The organism is Candidatus Abyssobacteria bacterium SURF_5, assembly GCA_003598085.1.
GTDB lineage: Bacteria > Abyssobacteria > SURF-5 > SURF-5 > SURF-5 > SURF-5.
In genome coordinates this window covers 1-14,642 of the sequence record QZKU01000002.1, presented here as the reverse complement: position 1 = coordinate 14,642, position 14,642 = coordinate 1, and the positions used below count along the sequence as shown (strand labels likewise).

At 53.3% G+C, this 14,642-nt stretch carries 14 protein-coding genes; 10 read left to right on the top strand and 4 right to left on the bottom strand.

Going from position 1 to position 14,642, the window contains the following annotated elements:
• Positions 1-270 precede the first annotated feature (270 nt).
• The 5 genes from rpsB to C4520_00100 all read left to right on the top strand — a co-directional run bounded on the left by rpsB (position 271) and on the right by C4520_00100 (position 4,555).
• Positions 271-1,083 (top strand): 30S ribosomal protein S2, encoded by an 813-nt coding sequence (rpsB, locus tag C4520_00120; protein RJP26859.1) that lies wholly within the window; start codon positions 271-273, stop codon positions 1,081-1,083.
• A 119-nt stretch (positions 1,084-1,202) separates the two neighbouring features.
• A complete protein-coding gene (gene tsf / locus C4520_00115; GenBank protein ID RJP26861.1) occupies positions 1,203-1,796 on the top strand; it encodes a translation elongation factor Ts in 594 nt (197 codons plus the stop codon).
• Positions 1,797-1,803: 7 nt separating this feature from the next.
• Positions 1,804-2,538, top strand: coding sequence for a UMP kinase (locus tag C4520_00110; GenBank protein ID RJP26858.1), 735 nt, complete (start codon positions 1,804-1,806; stop codon positions 2,536-2,538).
• Between the two features lie 6 nt (positions 2,539-2,544).
• Positions 2,545-3,102, top strand: coding sequence for a ribosome recycling factor (locus C4520_00105; protein ID RJP26860.1), 558 nt, complete (start codon positions 2,545-2,547; stop codon positions 3,100-3,102).
• A 175-nt stretch (positions 3,103-3,277) separates the two neighbouring features.
• On the top strand, positions 3,278-4,555 hold the full coding sequence (locus C4520_00100) for an MFS transporter (GenBank protein ID RJP26857.1): 1,278 nt from the start codon (positions 3,278-3,280) through the stop codon (positions 4,553-4,555).
• A gap of 431 nt (positions 4,556-4,986) precedes the next feature.
• Here C4520_00100 and C4520_00095 read toward each other — a convergent pair whose 3' ends face one another.
• Positions 4,987-6,435, bottom strand: a complete 1,449-nt coding sequence (locus tag C4520_00095; GenBank protein RJP26856.1) for an acetyl-CoA synthetase — start codon at positions 6,433-6,435, stop codon at positions 4,987-4,989.
• A 366-nt stretch (positions 6,436-6,801) separates the two neighbouring features.
• Between C4520_00095 and C4520_00090 the strand changes: the two genes are divergently transcribed.
• The 3 genes from C4520_00090 (at position 6,802) to C4520_00080 (ending at position 10,622) form a co-directional block, all read left to right on the top strand.
• Positions 6,802-8,130 (top strand): hypothetical protein, encoded by a 1,329-nt coding sequence (locus tag C4520_00090; GenBank protein ID RJP26855.1) that lies wholly within the window; start codon positions 6,802-6,804, stop codon positions 8,128-8,130.
• 173 nt (positions 8,131-8,303) lie between these two features.
• Positions 8,304-9,311 (top strand): hypothetical protein, encoded by a 1,008-nt coding sequence (locus tag C4520_00085; protein ID RJP26854.1) that lies wholly within the window; start codon positions 8,304-8,306, stop codon positions 9,309-9,311.
• A gap of 48 nt (positions 9,312-9,359) precedes the next feature.
• Positions 9,360-10,622 carry a DUF2088 domain-containing protein gene (locus C4520_00080; GenBank protein ID RJP26853.1) on the top strand — a complete coding sequence of 421 codons (1,263 nt, stop codon included), beginning with the start codon at positions 9,360-9,362 and terminating at the stop codon, positions 10,620-10,622.
• Positions 10,623-11,308: 686 nt separating this feature from the next.
• Here C4520_00080 and C4520_00075 read toward each other — a convergent pair.
• From C4520_00075 to C4520_00065, 3 genes are all read right to left on the bottom strand, one after another.
• A complete protein-coding gene (locus C4520_00075) occupies positions 11,309-11,533 on the bottom strand; it encodes a type II toxin-antitoxin system MqsA family antitoxin (protein ID RJP26852.1) in 225 nt (74 codons plus the stop codon).
• A complete protein-coding gene (locus C4520_00070) occupies positions 11,530-11,817 on the bottom strand; it encodes a DUF4258 domain-containing protein (protein RJP26851.1) in 288 nt (95 codons plus the stop codon). The genes C4520_00075 and C4520_00070 overlap by 4 nt, the downstream gene beginning before the upstream one ends.
• Positions 11,818-11,961: 144 nt before the next feature.
• Positions 11,962-12,171, bottom strand: a complete 210-nt coding sequence (locus C4520_00065; GenBank protein ID RJP26850.1) for a hypothetical protein — start codon at positions 12,169-12,171, stop codon at positions 11,962-11,964.
• 147 nt (positions 12,172-12,318) lie between these two features.
• On the opposite strand from C4520_00065, the gene C4520_00060 reads away from it, so the two are divergent.
• Together C4520_00060 and C4520_00055 are read left to right on the top strand one after the other, a co-directional pair.
• Entirely contained in the window at positions 12,319-13,182 is an 864-nt protein-coding gene (locus C4520_00060) for a restriction endonuclease subunit R (GenBank protein ID RJP26849.1), read from the top strand.
• Positions 13,183-13,350: 168 nt separating this feature from the next.
• The gene (locus C4520_00055) at positions 13,351-14,601 is read left to right on the top strand and encodes a toll/interleukin-1 receptor domain-containing protein (GenBank protein ID RJP26848.1); all 1,251 of its coding nucleotides are present in this window, start codon (positions 13,351-13,353) and stop codon (positions 14,599-14,601) included.
• The last annotated feature ends 41 nt before the right edge of the window (positions 14,602-14,642 follow it).

Here is a 14,642-nt window from a genome sequence, read left to right as displayed (position 1 = left end):
AACACCAAAGCTATCACTCAGAAGAAAAAGAACAAAAGCCGCCCTCGATCAAACTTTCCTACAGAAATTACTCGGAATTTAGATGCGTAAGCCCTGGAATCCCTCTTTGCCGAGGTTGCTTAAAATTGCGATTTCTGGTATATTAGTGAATTGGCATAAAACACAGATTCCGCAGTCTTTGCTGAGACGCTGCGGGGGGCGGTGCCGGCCGGACGGCCGGTTTCCTCCGGAGGCGGAATCGAGGCAAAAACCATTTTTCGGAGGAGAATCATGGCAATTGTAACGATGAAGCAACTGCTGGAGGCCGGCGTTCATTTCGGCCACCAGGCGCGCCGATGGAACCCGAAGATGCAGCGCTACATCTTCGGCGAACGCAACGGCGTGTACATCATTGACCTGCAAAAGACAGTCCAGCAGGTTAATACCGTCTATCATTTCGTGCGCGAGATCATCGAGCAGGGCGAAAGCATCCTGTTCGTCGGAACCAAGCGGCAGGCTCAGGAAGTCGTCCGTGAGCAGGCGCAACGCTGCGGGATGTTTTATGTAACCAATCGCTGGCTTGGCGGCACCCTTACCAACTTCGAGACGATCAAGAAGAGCATCCGGCGACTCAAGCGCATAGAGAAGATGGAGCAAGAAGGGACTTTCGGGAATTTCACGAAAAAGGAAATCGGGAGGCTCCTGAAGGAAAAGGCTAAGCTGGACAAGAACCTGTCCGGTCTCAAAGATATGGCGATGCTGCCGGGCGCGATTTTTATTATTGACACCAAGAAAGAAGCGATCGCCGTCGCTGAGGCGAACAAATTAAAAATCCCCTCGATCGGGATAGTCGACACCAACTGCGATCCGGATGAAATCACGTATCCCATTCCCGGTAACGATGACGCCATTCGCTCGATCAAGCTGTTCACCACCATAATCTCCGATGCCGTACTGGATGCGAAGGCGCGCGTCCTGGAAGGTAAGGAAGTGCCGGGAACAGAACTGGGCGCAGAGATCGCAGAAAAAGACCGAGCCGTGCTTTCCCGCGCGGGCTCATCGGTCATCGAGGACGACAGCGAAGAGGAAGAGGAACCGGAGTAGGTTCTTCCTCCCTTTTCGTCGATTCATTCGCAGAATTCAAAATCATTCAATATGTCTCCGATAGAACTTTGTCAGGAGTCGGAGCATCTGTGCAAAAACTTATAGTCGGGGAGAAGAAAATGGCAATAACTGCTGAAATGGTTAAGGAATTGCGCCAGAAAACCGGCGCTGGAATGATGGATTGCAAGAAAGCATTGGTCGAGAAGAGCGGTGACATGGAAGCCGCCACGCAATACCTGCGGGAAAAAGGCGTTGCCGACGCCGCAAAACGCTCAACTCGCGCGGCCAGCGAAGGTGCTATCGGCTCCTATGTGCATACCGGCGCAAAACTGGGCGTCATGGTCGAGGTCAACTGCGAAACCGATTTTGTCGCGAGAACAGATGAATTCAAGGAAATGGTCAAAAACATCGCGATGCAGATTTGTTCGGAGAATCCGGTATGCATCGGCCGTACAGATGTGCCCGCCGATCTCCTGGAAAGGGAAAGGCAAATCGCTGAAACACAGGCGCGCCAGACGGGTAAGCCGGAAAAGGTGATCGAGAAAATCGTTGCCGGCAAGCTGGAGACCTTTTACGCGCGTGCGTGCCTTCTCGAACAGGAGTTCATTCGCGACCGCAACATGACAGTTCAGGAATACTTGAATTCGGTCATCGCCAAAGTGGGCGAAAATATCATGATCAAGCGGTTTGTCCGATATCAACTCGGAGAATAAAACGACTATGAGCGCACCCGGCCGCAAAACCTCATACAAGCGAGTGCTCCTGAAGCTGAGCGGCGAGGCCATGCAGGGCTCGCTCCCTTATGGGATCGACACGAAGATCATCACCAGCATGGCGCAGCAGGTAAAAGACGTGCTGACCCAGCTTCCGGTTCAACTGGCTATCGTGATCGGTGGCGGCAACATCTTCAGGGGCATCCAGGCCTCCGCGCAGGGTATGGACCGCTCGACAGCCGACTATATGGGGATGCTCGCCACGCTGTTGAACGCGCTCGCTTTGCAGGACGGGCTGGAAAAGGCGGGCGTTATGACACGGGTGATGTCGGCTATCGAAATGAAAGAGCTGGCCGAGCCGTATATCCGTCGCCGGGCTATCCGCCACCTGGAAAAGGGGCGGGTCGTCATCTTCGCCGGCGGAACCGGCAATCCATATTTCTCTACCGATACCGCTTCGGCGCTGCGCGCGATGGAGATCGGCGCCGAAGTGATATTGAAAGGCACAAAGGTCGACGGCGTTTACAGCTCCGACCCGAAGGCAAACAAGCGAGCGCGCAAATTCGCCGAGCTCAGCTATATCGAGGTTCTGAAACGAGGGCTGAAAGTGATGGACAGTTCCGCCATCACTCTGTGCATGGACAACCACCTTCCGATCATAGTATTCAACCTTAACGAGTATGGCAATATCAAACGAGTATTACTCGGGGAAAAAGTGGGAACGATCATTAAGGGGGAATAGATGGATATCCGGAAAGAGATCTTGTCGTCAACGGAAGATAGAATGAACAAAGCGCTCGATCATATCCGCCGCGAATTCTCCACCATCAGAACCGGTCGGGCCTCCACCTCGTTAGTCGACGGACTGACCATTGAATATTACGGCTCTACGGTCCCGTTGAACCAGATGGCAAATATCTCGGTGCCGGAACCGAGATTATTGATGGTTACCCCCTACGATAAAGGGGTTCTCGGCGCAATCGAGAAGGCGATCCTGAAATCCGACCTCGGGCTTACCCCGAACAATGACGGGAAAGTCATCCGCATCCCGATCCCAGAACTGACCGAAGAGCGTCGCAAGAACCTGGTGAAAGTAGTCCGCCGGCTTGCAGAGGACACGCGAGTATCCGTCAGAAACATCAGGCGCGAAGCGAACGACCTTTTGAAGAAGAAGGAAAAGAACGGCGATATCTCGGAAGACGACAGCCACCGCGTCATCGACGACGTCCAGAAAGTGACCAACGACTACATCAGTAAAGTCGATGATATTCTCAAGGCGAAGGAAAAGGAGATAATGGAAATCTGAGGCGCTAACGGCCACACCCGAACGCCAAACGCTTTCAAATCAGCCTCCCGTCGCTGTTTTCCAGTCCCGTATGCTTTCTTCCCTTGCATTTATCTCCCTCCTGTGGTAAAAAAAGAGGCATCCCCTCTCTCCTATCCCAAAACCTGACAGCAAAAACGGAAATGAATATACCTTTATGAAGAAGAAGATTTTCTACGGCTGGTGGATAGTGGCGGCAACAAACATCATCTGCATGCTTGGATATGGCACGTGGCTGTACTGTTTCGGCGTGTTTTTCAAGCCGATGATGAACGAGTTCGGCTGGACGCGCGCCATGACTGCGGGCGCTTATTCATTTCGCGGCATACAGGGGGGATTCGCGGCGCCGGTCGTCGGCTGGGCCACCGATAAGTATGGGCCGCGCATCGTCGTCTTTATCGGAACCATCATTGCCGGCTTCGGCTTCATCATGATGTATTTCGTGGAATCATTGATCGGATTCTACATGGTTTATGGAGTGCTGCTTTCGATCGGCATGAGCGCGATGTTGTATCTGCCCGCCATGACCGCCATCGCCAACTGGTTCAATCGAAAACGATCGCGCGCTATGTCGATCCTGACGCTTGGAGCGGCTATCGGTGGCTTTATCTGCGCGCCTGCGGCGGCATACCTCATCCGTTTCATGGGGTGGCGCATCGCTTTTGTCGTGCTTGGGCTCACGGTGTGGGTTGTGGCGCTGCCTCTCTCGCTGGTGATCCGGCACAAGCCCGAGGAAATGGGACTGCGCCCGGATGGCGACCCGCCTGAGGAAGACCCTCCAAACGAGACCCTCGTCCGGTCAGTTGCCGGCAAACCAACGACTCCAGCCGGACGGGATTGGACACTCGGGCAGGCGCTCGCTTCAAGAACCTACTGGATTCTCGCCCTTGCTTTCTTCCTCGCGGCGATGACGCACGCGGTCGTCACCGTTCATGCCGTTCCCGCAATCACGGATATGGGGATCAATCCCGAAAAGGCGGCGTTCAGTCTCGGATTGATGACGTTGCTGAGCATCATCGGCCGCCTCACCTTCGGATGGCTCGGCGATATGGTCGAAAAGCGCATTCTCTTCGTGCTGACATACTCTTTCGAGGCGGTCGGAGTGCTTGCTCTTATGAACGTCCACAGTACGGCTACTCTCTATCTGTTCGCTTTGCTGTTCGGGATCGGATTCGGAGGAGAAATTCCGCTGAATCCGGCAATTCGCGGCCAGTATTTCGGGCGAGCCGCCTTCGGCAAAATCCAGGGGTTCATGGCGCCGGTGACCATGATGGGAAGCGTGATCGGACCGCCGGTGGCGGGATTCCTTTTCGACTTGACCGGCAGCTATCGGACCGCCTTCTTCTACGTCGCGTTGCTCCAGTTCACCGCCGCCATCGTCATAATCTTCGCCCGGCCGGTGAAGGCGCCCGCCGCCGCACAGGTTCCCGCATAAGGTTGTTGGAATAGAGAAATGTGCGTCACGGCGCTAATCATTTGCGGGACCACAAATTGATCACGCCCTTACACCAAATTACACCTGCTGCCCCGAGTAGATTAAAATTCGACCAGTGATTCCACCTTGGAAAAGGAAAACCGAGCAATAATCATGATCCCCTTCCTGTGGTGCTGGCGATTCCCCCCTTTGGAAAAGGGGGACCAGAGGCTGTCCTATAATGGGGTTGGCGCCGATGACAGAACGGTATTGACAAGTCAGAGTAACCCGTCATTCCTGCGAAAGCAGGAATCCAGGGTCTGGCAGAAGAAGACAAATCTCAATTATGGGACAGCCCCACTAAGGGGGATTTCAGACCTTTGGAAGCTTTCTCACTTTTGCGTGAGAAAGCAATTCAGCGAGAATAGCAAGCAGTTCACCCGGTCCGATCGTTACTTTCGCCCCGAAAGGTACCGCTGGTATTCGCTCAGGTTGTATGCTGCACAGGCTGCGGCCTCAAACGACGGAAAAGTCGCAATACCTTCGCGCGCGTATTTCTTCTGAGCTTCGCGGCGAAGGAGCTCGCCCTCGAGTGAATGCGCCGCCGCGAGAGCGATATAAAGAGGTTTCTTCAGTTCTCGGGTCCCGTCAATCGCCATCTGCATCGCCATATCCAGAAAGATTCGGTCGCGCCTGAGCGCCCATTCGACGCGCTGAAAATAGATGAGCGCGTCGATGTTCGGGTCGTCTCGCAACAGCTCGATCATCCGCATGAAGTGATCGTAATTGACAAGAACGCTGAAGATGTCGAGCGGGTTCTTCACGCTCTGGCCGTGCACCGGAACGAACTCGCTCAGCCCGCGGATGGACTCCTCCGACAGTTGCGGCACCAGCAAATTCGCTCGCTCGGCAGCATCGGTCATGGTCACGCTCCCGCCACCTGCCCCGCCGACGATGGCGACGCGGCGCCCGCGCGGCAGACCCATGCATTGCAAAGCCGCCACGTTGGCGACAAGTTCTTCGATATTGTTAACCGGAATGACGCCCGTCTGCTTGCATAGCGCCTGCCAGAGTTCTCGTGAGCCCGCGATCGAGGCGGTATGAGAGCTTACCGCGCGCGAGCCGCCCTCGGTCTGCCCGCCTTTCCAGACAACCAGCGGTTTATTCAGCGTGAGCGACCGGACGACGTCGAAAAAGGCCCGGCCGTCCTTGAGGCCTTCGATGTAGGCCCCAATAATTCCGGTTTTCTCGTCGTTCGCGAGGTAGTGAAGGAACTCGTGAATCTGCAGGTCGCTCGCGTTTCCAAAACTGATCACTTTACTGAACTGGATGCCCCACAGGCCGCCTTCCTCGATAAAATGCCCGGCAAGCTGCCCGCTCTGCGAGACAAATGCCACCGGTCCGCTCGTCGCCGGAAAATCCTTCACCCAGGCGACTCCCGCATCGGGGCAATACACCCCCATGCAGTTGGGTCCGATCACGCGCACGCCCCCGCTCCGCGCCAGAGCTGCCATCTCCGCCTCGAGCCGCGCTCGGTCCTCCAGACCGGTTTCTGTAAAACCCGCGGTGAAAACGTGCACAAATTTGACCTGTTTTTTCACGCAATCCGCCATGACCTGCATCACCGCCGATGCGGGTACGCTGAAAATGGCAAGGTCCACTTGATCGGGAATATCGCACACGTTTTTATATGCCTTAATCCCGCAAACCGTCTGCGCTTTCGGGTGAACGGGATAAACATTCCCCCGATAATTTTGCTTTACAAGCCCCTCAATAAAGGTCTTGCCGCCCCACCGGAAGGCGTCGCCATCGGGTGAGGCGCCCACAACCGCTATCGATCGCGGATAAAACAGGTGTTCCAACGAGTTGTTGCTTGCTCCTTCCGTCATCGATTCCTCCATAACTGCTCCTGTACCACGAACTACTGTTGATGCTCGCAAGTCAGTATGAATTGCAAAAACGATACCAAGCCCACGCACCGGAAAAGGGATTACCCTTTACGGAAAATTGCATTCCGCTCTTAACGCCGTTCATATTCTTATTGCGGATTACTTGCTGGGCGCGGTGATAATCGGTCCGGGGCGAACCTGCAGCCGGCTCTCACCCATTCTTCTGCAACTATAAACGCTGCAAGAGTATATCAACAACAACGGAAAGTTGTCAATTTTCGCATCATCGCACTGCCCTTCGCTTGACATCCGCATTCTGCTCAAGTAGCATGGGTACTGGCTAATACTGCTAATACTTTAACTGTTGGCTTTTTTCAAATGGCTCGACTGCCGGTACTTTTTAACATCCTCCTTTTAACTACCGTTCTCATTCCGCCGGCTGTTTTCATCATAAAAAACCGGGTCCCTCGTTATGCCGTTGCGGCTCAATACTGTCTTTCCGGACTGGTAACCGGGCTTTCGGGTATTCTGGCGGCGCGATACATCACGGTGTCCTTCAGGGTGCTGCGGCGAGTGTTCGAAAACGGGCATGTGACAGCGTTCGATCTGATTGGCAATTTCACAGCCACGGCAAGCCTGCAGGGGCCATACGTAAGGGGCGGCGTCCTCAACACGACGCCCGGTTTGTCGCTGCCGCCGGTCTTCGCCTTCTTTTCGCTGCTCATGCGGATTTTCGGAGACGAATACGCCGTTTTCGAGGCGCGATACAGGACGATGCTGATCTTGTGCGGCCTTCTCACGCTTGGCTGCTTGGTCATATATACCCTGCGCCACACGAGCGGGGGCGAGTCGCCCCTGCCGTCCGGAAAAGCAAACGTCAATCGCCCGACCAGTTTCGCCGGCGCTTGGGGGGCGGCCGCGATTGTGCTTTTGGTTTTTGTTCTTGCCGCCTACCGTGACTGGCTGGCCGGGAATACCGCCTTGATCGTGACCTTGCTCGTCCTGGTCCAGATCATGCTCGCCGATTGGGACTCCAAAATCTCGCCATACCTGCAAGGATTCCTTATCTGCGCGGCGTTCATTCTCAAGCCGAACATCATTCTCGTCCCGCTCTTTTTTGTCGTCTTCTCGTTCAGGCAAAGAAAATACGAGTATCTGGCGGGGCTGATCGGAGGATGCGCGGTCTTCTTCTTTCTCAGTTTGTTGTCGCCGATCATCGAGTTGAGCAATTACCGCACCTTCGTCTTCGAGACATCCAGGACGATTCAAACTCTTCAACTCGGGAACACGGGAAACCTCTCGCTGGAGAGGATAGGTCTGCTGCAACCCGTCGGCGGCCTCATCTCAAAAATGCTTCTGCTGCTCATGGCGGCCGTCATCGTTTTCTTTGCCGGCAGGAGCGATGACCTCGTCCGGCAGGAAATCCCGTGCCTGCTCGCAACCGTAATTCCGTGGCCCATCTTCTGGAGCATCTACTTGAGCTGGGTCGCCGTAGCCGTATGGATTTGGATTTTGATGAAGTTGAAAGAAGGCGAAGGGGTCTATTTGGAAACGCTTTCCGCGTTGCTGCTCAGTTGGTACGGGATCATGTATCCGAATCCTCTCGCGGCGAATCTAATCCTCTTGTTTTTGCTTCTTCTGTTCTTCAAGAAGCCCATTGGAAAATATGTTCCGAGGCTTGTCTCTTTCAATCCGAAGATCTCCTGAACCGAACACAGCGCAAGACCCGGAGCGCGAGCGTGCCACATTGAGCGGTGGCCGTGAGGTGGAAATACCGGGAGGAGCTTTCCCCTCACTTTTTGCTTGCGAAACCTAATGATCCGCGATATGATGAACACGATTCACAAACTGAAAACTTTTCGCCCCCGTGAGAGGACCGTATGAAAGCAGCCGTTCTGCTCGATGCACACTCGATGACAATCGAAGACGTCCCCGTTCCCGTCCCCGAAAAGGGCGAGGTGCTCCTGAAAGTGCATAGCTGCGGCATTTGTGGGACCGACATGGAGTTCTTCGAGAACGGCACGTATAATCCTCCGACAATCCTGGGACACGAATGCAGCGGCACAATCGAGAAATTGGGGCCGGGAGTGAAGGGCCTGAAGCCCGGCGACCGCGTGGTTGTGAACGATCTGTTCTCGTGCGGCGCCTGTGATTTCTGCCGGCGCGGTCTGGAGAACCTCTGCTCGCAAGCCGCCAATCTCGGAATCCATTGGCCGGGCGCGTTCGCTGAATATACCAAGGCGCCCGCACGCTCTCTGTTCAGGCTCCCCGAGAGTATCTCCATGCATGACGGCGCGCTGATCCCCACGCTTGCAGTCGGCCACCATGCCTCCAGGCGGGCGCCGCTCAGTCCGGACGTGAAGACGCTGATCATTGGCGCCGGCCCGATCGGCCTGAGTATTCTTGTCGCGCTGAAGATGGCGGGTGTGCGCAACGTGGTCGTTTCCGATATCAATGAGAGAAGCCGAACCATCGCGAAAAAAGTGGGAGCGTCGGCGGTCGTTGATCCCTCGACCGAGGACCTTCCCGAGCGGCTGGAATCTCTGCTTGGTTCGCAGCCGCGCCTGGTTTTCGAGGCAGTGGGCAAACCCGGAACGATTCTCGAGGCAATGGAGGTGGTCGAGCGCGGCGGCACGGTGGTCGTGGTCGGCAACTGTTTCGAAGAGATAGTGGTCAACCCGATCACCTGGATTCTCAAAGAAATTAATATCCACGCGAGCCAGGCGACTTCGAGCGAGGACCTCGCGACCGCAATCGGCTGGATGGCCGCCGGCAAAATCGATCCGGCTTCGTTTATTACGCGCACCATTTCACTGGATGAATTGCCCGGCGTCATGCGAGGGTTGACCGCCGCAAAGTCTGATATTAAAATAATCGTTAACATATAAAGAGGAGTCTTACGCCGCGCCTCTCTGCCGGCAAAAGGGAGAACCGCAATGCAAAATCACAGCGTCAACATTCCAATACGGGCATGGTTCGGCGATCAATCGCTTCTTCTCACGTTCCCGAAAAACTGGAGCGTTCAGGAATGCCGAATGGATGGACACGGCGCGAAACCGTTGGGTTACGACGAGCTGCGAAAACAGATAGATGAACCCATCGGCGCCAAGCCCCTCTCATCGATCGCAAAAGGGAAAAAGCAGGCGGTTATCGTCTTCGATGACCTCACGCGCCCGACGCCGGTGAAGGATATCGTGCCGCCGGTGCTGGATATCCTTGCAAAGGCGGGCGTGGGGCCCGGCCAGATTCGCTTCATCTCCGCCCTGGGAACGCATCGTGCGATGACGCGCGATGAGTGGGCCAAAAAACTCGGGGAAGACATCGTCGAGAATTATCCGGTCTACAATCACAACGCGCACGAGCACTTGGTGGACCTCGGCAAGTCGAGCAGCGGAACGCCCATCCTCGCCAACCGAGAATACATGTCGTGCGACCTGCGCATCGGAATCGGCTGCATCATTCCTCATGTCGATGCCGGCTTCAGCGGCGGCTTGAAAATCATTTTGCCGGGCGTCGTCGGCATGAAGACCATCAATTACAACCATATGAAAGTGATGCCGCGCAACCCCGACGGCTCGATCTCGGAATTCACGTTCGGAAAGGTTTACGGCAACAAACTGCGCGACGACGCGCACGAGGTGGCCAGAAAGGTGGGGATCGACTACAAGATCGACGCGATCGTGAACGAGAAACGCGAGACCGTGAAGATTTACGCAGGCGACGGGTTCGACTCGTTCTATGAGGGCGTGAAATTCGGCAAGAAATTTTATGCGACGATGCCGGCGCTCGGCGTCGATATCACCGTTTCAAACACGTTCCCCATCGAGAACGAGGCGGGAAAGGCGCTGTGGCCGTGTTATCTCTCGACCCGCGAGGACGGCGACGCCGTTGTGATCACCCACAGCCCGGACGGCCAGATTCACCATTACGGCAACACGCGCTTCGGGACCGAGTACGGCGGCGAGCAGTTTGCCATGGCCCGCAAGCTACCCCGCGCCTCTTATGGGCGCACCCACATTCTCAATCCGTTCCACGCGAAAATGGACACGGAATACTTCGGGCCGATGGATTCGTCATTTCTTTACAAGACGTGGGACAGCGTGATTTCGAAGCTGGCTGGCCAGTATCCGGACGGCGCGAAGGTGGCCGTTTATCCATACTCCTCGATCCAGTGCCCTCCATTCCCGGAGGACTTGTAGGAATTTCGTGCCGGCGCAGTTTTTCCCGCTTCAGAAAAGAAGAAGAACAAAGAATTCCTCAACAGGAGGTAACAGAGGAAACAGAGCGCAGAAGCGGGAATATCTTTTCCCTCCGTTATCTCTGTTGGTCCTGCGCGGCGCAGGATTTCAGACCTTTTATTGGGTTTATCTGTCATTCTGACCCCGGACATGATCCGGGGGAAGAATCTCTCTTTGGAACCTAACCTATCACCCATTGTAGGGGCACGGCGGGCCGTGCCCGAAAAACAGACGCGAAGACCACCGATGGACGGACACGGATTTTTCATGAGCCTGCCCCGGACTCCGATCCGGGGTCATTCCCGCGGAAACACAATCCTTGCATGGCTCCTTTTCCTCGGTAGCACAGGCGTCCCGCCTGTGTTCTTTTATCTTCCCGCGCCTTGCGGGGGGAAGAATCTCTCTTCAACTTTGAACCTTGAACATTGAACCTTGAACTAATTCATCAACCACGGAGGGCACTGAGACCCACGGAGAAAAGACAAAATCCAACCACCAAGACACCAAGGCACAAAGAAATTCTTTGAACGCCGAAACGCCAAGAAAGGATTCACAGGAGCAAACAGAGGAAACGGAGAATTCCTTCTTGCGACTCTATGCGTTGAAACTCGCATGAATGCAGGTCAGACGAAAGCTCCTCCGAATCACTAAGCTGCGAAGCGGAGGATCTCAACCTCAGCGCCCTTCTTGATTGATTCCTCTGCGCGAGTCATGACTTTTTCAGTGATAGATTCTGAAAGATAATATTCGCCGCAGTTCTCGCAGATCTCAGCGGGGACATCTTTGATAATGATGGTGCTTTCTTCCCGCTGCAAGGTGACAGTTGCTGTGCCAGGGCGCGTCTCTCCCTGTTTACAAATGACGCATCTCATAGGTTTCTCCTTGTCCGGAAGTCGTCACTCCATATTTCGATTTCAGGTACATATGCCGTAACAACGTAGCATCTTCTTTCCTCCTCTTCCAGCGCCGCGATCACGTGAAGAGGGCGCCCATCTACTACCGCAAAAAGCAGATAACTCGGGAAGGGAGTGTCTTCCGGATAGCTTGCGATTACTTCTCCTGATTCCAGGACAGCGCGCACTTGGGCAGGAGTAATCTTTCGCTTGAACATTCTTTGAACGGCATGGCCGCTGAAAACTATTTCTCCACAGTCCATGAGTTAAAATACCACCTTCCGGACAGGGAAGTCAATCTTCGAGGCTACCGCGGAGAAGCGAAGAGCGCAGATAAAGACAAAGCGCAACAAGACCTCTTAAATCCTTGTTTTATTCTGCCTTTGCGGCCTCGGCGCCTTTGCGGTTCAATCCACCTGCTTCCTCGCCGCAATTTCCTCACCGAGCATATCGGCGGGATTTCGTAATTGACGAAATCCGGACATTCTGGTAAAATCCTCCCGAAGCATCTCGAATCCCGTTTTTTTGTGCAGGGGCACGGCGGGACCGTGCCCAAAAAAGAGGAGCCGGCCCTCAAGCAGCCTCGCCTTGGAAACCTCGAGGGAACAACTCCTCAACCCGCGCGTTCAGCTTCCGCGCGATGAAACGCTCCGTCTTCTCGGAGCGTTGTGACCGGTCCATACATCGCCCTTGAAACCGATTAAGACTGCTTGAAGCAAAAATGTTATTCCTTGACGTTGTCTAAAGAGGAGGGGAATAAGGAAATGATTTCGATCCCGAAGGCGGTAGCGGCAAGATTCGTCTCAACGGTTCCCAAGTTCCAACGAATCCTTCAGATTGCGAGAGACAGAGATGTTAACGAAGCGGACACAGTGGCAATCGTGCAAGATATCCTTTCTGAAGTAATGGGTTTCGATAAGTACCTGGAAATTACCTCCGAATATTGTATCCGAGGGACATTCTGCGATCTTGCCATAAAAATGGGTGAAACGGTCCAGAATGTTATCGAAGTTAAAGCGATTGGCCTAACTTTAAAAGAAAACCATCTCCGCCAGGCAGTAGATTATTGCGCGAATCATGGGGCTCAATGGGCGGTCCTGACGAATGGAATTAACTGGGAACTCTACAAGATCAGATTTGAACAACCCATCCAGTACGACCTTGTTTATTCCTTCAATTTTTTGGAATTGAGCGCGCGCAAGGCTGAAGATCAGGAAAAACTGTTCATTCTTTCAAAAGAAGGACTGGCCAGGGCGGCTCGGGAAACTTTCTATGAGAAGATACAAAGCGTCAACCGCTTCATAATAGGCGCATTGCTGCGACAGGAGAGCGTTTTTTCGACTCTGCGCAGAGACCTGAAGAAACTGACACCGGGACTACGAATTCGGGACGAAGAAATCGAGAAAATACTCTTAAACGAGGTTTTGAAAAGAGATATAATCGAAGGTGAAGAAGCTTCAAAGGCGCTTTCTCGGGTGCGTCGGACCCTCCGAAAAGTAAGCAAGCAAAGTAGCAAGCCAAAGGGAAAATTACAACCAGCCCCGACTCTCGCACGGCCAGCGTTTATTCCGGCATCTGAAACATTCGAACAGGCGACGGCTACTGATCCCGCCGTTGTAACAGATTGAAATGATGACGATAACATTCGAACACATCCGCCTCCAATGCGGCGATTCAATATTTCTGGACACGGAGATCGACACCGAAATCCTTTGCGTAAACCAAATCCAATGCTCTGCCTTAGCGAAGCATTTGAGACCGGCGAAATGATAAGAATATCTTTGGGAAGAAATTGAATGGATAGAGGAAATGATAGATGGATTCCTCCATTCTCCAAACCTTGGGTGAATGGGAAGAAATTAAAGCCTGAGTCGCAGGAAAAAATTGTCCAGCCTGATAAGAGCATCGCTTTTGGGGAACGAAGCATGAAATGGGATGCATTCATTTCTTACGCAAGCGAGGATAAGCCGTTTGTTTCAGCGCTAGCTAATGCCTTACGGGGCGACCACCATCTCGAAATCTGGTTTGATGACCATGTCCTACAGGTTGGGGATTCAATCAGTCGCGCAATCGAACAAGGGCTACGCCATTCACATTGGGGAATTGTGGTCCTAAGTCCACACTATTTTCGTAAGAAATGGCCAAAAGCTGAATTGGCAGCTCTGAGACAAAAAGGGAACAGCCAAGAAGACGTAATCTTGCCCATCTTCCATAACATCACTCCAGAAGAGATACGCGGAAAAGATATTCTCTTGGCCGACATTAAAGCGCTGCCCTCGTATATTGGAGTTCCTGAAATTGCCAGGCAGATAACGGCCAAAATCGAATTATATAAATCACAGGTCAAGAGCTCACCCGACACTCTTCGAAAAGAGGCAGATCGTACCGTATTAATAAGCTGTAATTCTGAGAATCTTCCTGATGACTTATCTTCAAGTACTGTAGAACAAGAAATTGCCGACACATCTATGGGGAAACGTCATGTCGTAATACTAGGTGCGGGCGCAAGTCTCGCAGCCTTTCCAGAAGGAGATAGAAATGGCCGAAAACTTCCGCTTATGAACGACATAATCGACGTAGTTGGACTGAGGGAATTGCTTGAATCAGATAAGGTCAATTGTGATGGCACTAATTTTGAGGAGATATACAGTGCTTTAACGGAGGATGAATCCAGCAAACTTCCAAAACTGATCGAATACAAAGTTGACGACTATTTCCGGTCGCTTCAACTCCCCGACGAGCCTACAATTTATGATTATCTCGTTATGTCTTTAAGACCGAAGGATTTGATCGCCACCTTCAATTGGGATCCCCTTCTCTATATGACCTGCCAGCGAAATTATCAGATAGTCGACCCGCCAAAGGTCGTTTTCCTTCATGGAAACGTAGCAGTTGGTTACTGTCCTGAACATAGCAACAAAGGTGGTTCATGGCTCAGAGGTACCTGCAAAATTTGCGGGAAACGTTTCCAAAAAGTCCCGCTTCTATATTGTCAGCGGTCACTTAAAACCCGCCACCTAGGATCGAATCAAACCCCGCCATTTTGAGAGCGAAATGGTGTATACCTTTTTTGTGTATTCGCAAAGGA

Bases quoted from the DNA above. Each gene is read 5' to 3' on its own strand.
- rpsB (RJP26859.1), top strand. From the start codon at position 271: ATGGCAATTGTAACGATGAAGCAACTGCTGGAGGCCGGCGTTCATTTC.
- tsf (RJP26861.1), top strand. From the start codon at position 1,203: ATGGCAATAACTGCTGAAATGGTTAAGGAATTGCGCCAGAAAACCGGC.
- C4520_00110 (RJP26858.1), top strand. From the start codon at position 1,804: ATGAGCGCACCCGGCCGCAAAACCTCATACAAGCGAGTGCTCCTGAAG.
- C4520_00100 (RJP26857.1), top strand. From the start codon at position 3,278: ATGAAGAAGAAGATTTTCTACGGCTGGTGGATAGTGGCGGCAACAAAC.
- C4520_00095 (RJP26856.1), bottom strand. From the start codon at position 6,435: ATGGAGGAATCGATGACGGAAGGAGCAAGCAACAACTCGTTGGAACAC.
- C4520_00090 (RJP26855.1), top strand. From the start codon at position 6,802: ATGGCTCGACTGCCGGTACTTTTTAACATCCTCCTTTTAACTACCGTT.
- C4520_00085 (RJP26854.1), top strand. From the start codon at position 8,304: ATGAAAGCAGCCGTTCTGCTCGATGCACACTCGATGACAATCGAAGAC.
- C4520_00080 (RJP26853.1), top strand. From the start codon at position 9,360: ATGCAAAATCACAGCGTCAACATTCCAATACGGGCATGGTTCGGCGAT.
- C4520_00075 (RJP26852.1), bottom strand. From the start codon at position 11,533: ATGAGATGCGTCATTTGTAAACAGGGAGAGACGCGCCCTGGCACAGCA.
- C4520_00070 (RJP26851.1), bottom strand. From the start codon at position 11,817: ATGGACTGTGGAGAAATAGTTTTCAGCGGCCATGCCGTTCAAAGAATG.
- C4520_00060 (RJP26849.1), top strand. From the start codon at position 12,319: ATGATTTCGATCCCGAAGGCGGTAGCGGCAAGATTCGTCTCAACGGTT.
- C4520_00055 (RJP26848.1), top strand. From the start codon at position 13,351: ATGGATAGAGGAAATGATAGATGGATTCCTCCATTCTCCAAACCTTGG.